Source organism: Frankia sp. CcWB2 (assembly GCF_977927585.1).
The window spans coordinates 9,802-11,795 of record NZ_CDWRCM010000133.1; the positions used below are offsets into that span (position 1 = coordinate 9,802).

Below are 1,994 nucleotides of genomic sequence, written 5' to 3' on the forward strand. Positions count from 1 at the left end.
CTGGACCAGTTCGGCCGCAACCTCACCGCGGCGGCGCGCGAGTCCAAGCTCGACCCGGTCATCGGGCGCGAGAAGGAGATCGAGCGCGTCATGCAGGTGCTGTCGCGCCGGACCAAGAACAACCCGGTCCTGATCGGTGAACCCGGCGTCGGCAAGACCGCCGTGGTCGAGGGACTGGCGCAGGCGATCATCAAGGGCGAGGTGCCCGAGACCCTGAAGGACAAGCAGCTCTACACCCTCGACCTCGGCGCTCTGGTCGCCGGTTCCCGCTACCGCGGTGACTTCGAGGAGCGGCTGAAGAAGGTCCTCAAGGAGATCCGGACCCGCGGCGACATCATCCTGTTCATCGACGAGCTGCACACACTGGTCGGCGCGGGCGCGGCCGAGGGTGCCATCGACGCGGCGTCGATCCTCAAGCCCATGCTCGCCCGCGGTGAGCTGCAGACCATCGGCGCGACTACGCTCGACGAGTACCGCAAGCACTTGGAGAAGGACGCCGCTCTCGAGCGGCGGTTCCAACCGATCCAGGTCGCAGAGCCGTCAGTGGCGCACACGATCGAGATCCTCAAGGGGCTGCGGGACCGGTACGAGGCGCATCACCGGGTATCGATCACCGATGCCGCGCTGGTGGCGGCCGCCTCCCTGGCCGACCGTTACATCTCCGACCGGTTCCTGCCCGACAAGGCGATCGACCTGATCGACGAGGCGGGTTCGCGGATGCGCATCCGTCGGATGACCGCTCCGCCGGACCTGCGCGAGTTCGACGAGCGCATCGCCACCGTCCGCCGGGACAAGGAGTCCGCAATCGACGCGCAGGACTTCGAGAAGGCCGCGTCCCTGCGGGACAAGGAGAAGACCCTCCTCTCCGAGAAGGCGAAGCGGGAGAAGGAGTGGAAGGCCGGCGACATGGACGTCGTCGCCGAGGTGGGCGACGAGGAGATCGCCGAGGTGCTCGCCATCTGGACGGGCATCCCGGTCTTCAAGCTCACCGAGGAGGAGACCGCGCGCCTGCTGCGCATGGAGGACGAGCTACACAAGCGCGTCATCGGCCAGCAGCAGGCCATCAAGGCTGTCTCCCAGGCGATCCGGCGCACCCGTGCCGGGCTGAAGGACCCCAAGCGCCCCGGCGGTTCGTTCATCTTCGCCGGCCCGTCCGGTGTCGGTAAGACGGAGCTGTCCAAGACGCTCGCCGAGTTCCTCTTCGGTGACGAGGACGCGCTCATCCAGCTCGACATGTCCGAGTACATGGAGAAGCACACCGTCTCGCGGCTGGTGGGTTCCCCGCCCGGCTACGTCGGCTACGAGGAGGGCGGCCAACTCACCGAGCGGGTGCGGCGCAAGCCGTTCTCGGTGGTCCTGTTCGACGAGGTCGAGAAGGCGCACCCCGACGTCTTCAACACCCTCCTGCAGATCCTGGAGGACGGTCGGCTGACCGACTCCCAGGGCCGGCTGGTCGACTTCAAGAACACCGTTCTGATCATGACGTCGAACCTGGGCACCCGGGACATCTCCAAGGGCCCCGGCATCGGGTTCGCCACCGGTCAGGGCGCCGTCGACTACGAGCGGATGAAGGCGAAGGTTCAGGACGAGCTCAAGCAGCACTTCCGGCCCGAGTTCCTCAACCGGATCGACGACATCATCGTCTTCCACCAGCTGTCCGAGGCCGAGATCATCCAGATCGTCGATCTGATGCTGGCCCGGGTGGACGCCCAGCTCAAGAACAAGGACATGGCTCTCGAGCTGACGTCGGCCGCCAAGGCCCTGCTGGCGAAGAAGGGGTACGACCCGGTGCTGGGCGCCCGGCCACTGCGCCGGACGATCCAACGGGAGATCGAGGACGTGCTGTCCGAGAAGATCCTGTACGGCACGCTCAAGCCGGGCGAGATCGTCGTCGGGGACGTCGAAGGCGATGGTGACGAGGCGAAGTTCGTCTTCCGTGGCGAGGTGAAGCCGAACCAGGTGCCCGATGCCCCGCCGGTCGATCTGGCCAAGTC

1 protein-coding gene is annotated in these 1,994 nt (G+C 66.8%); it reads left to right on the top strand.

From position 1 onward, the window contains the following. Window positions 1–1,994 (top strand): ATP-dependent Clp protease ATP-binding subunit (locus ACY45C_RS14480; protein WP_462188131.1); only part of this gene is annotated, 1,994 nt, incomplete at both ends.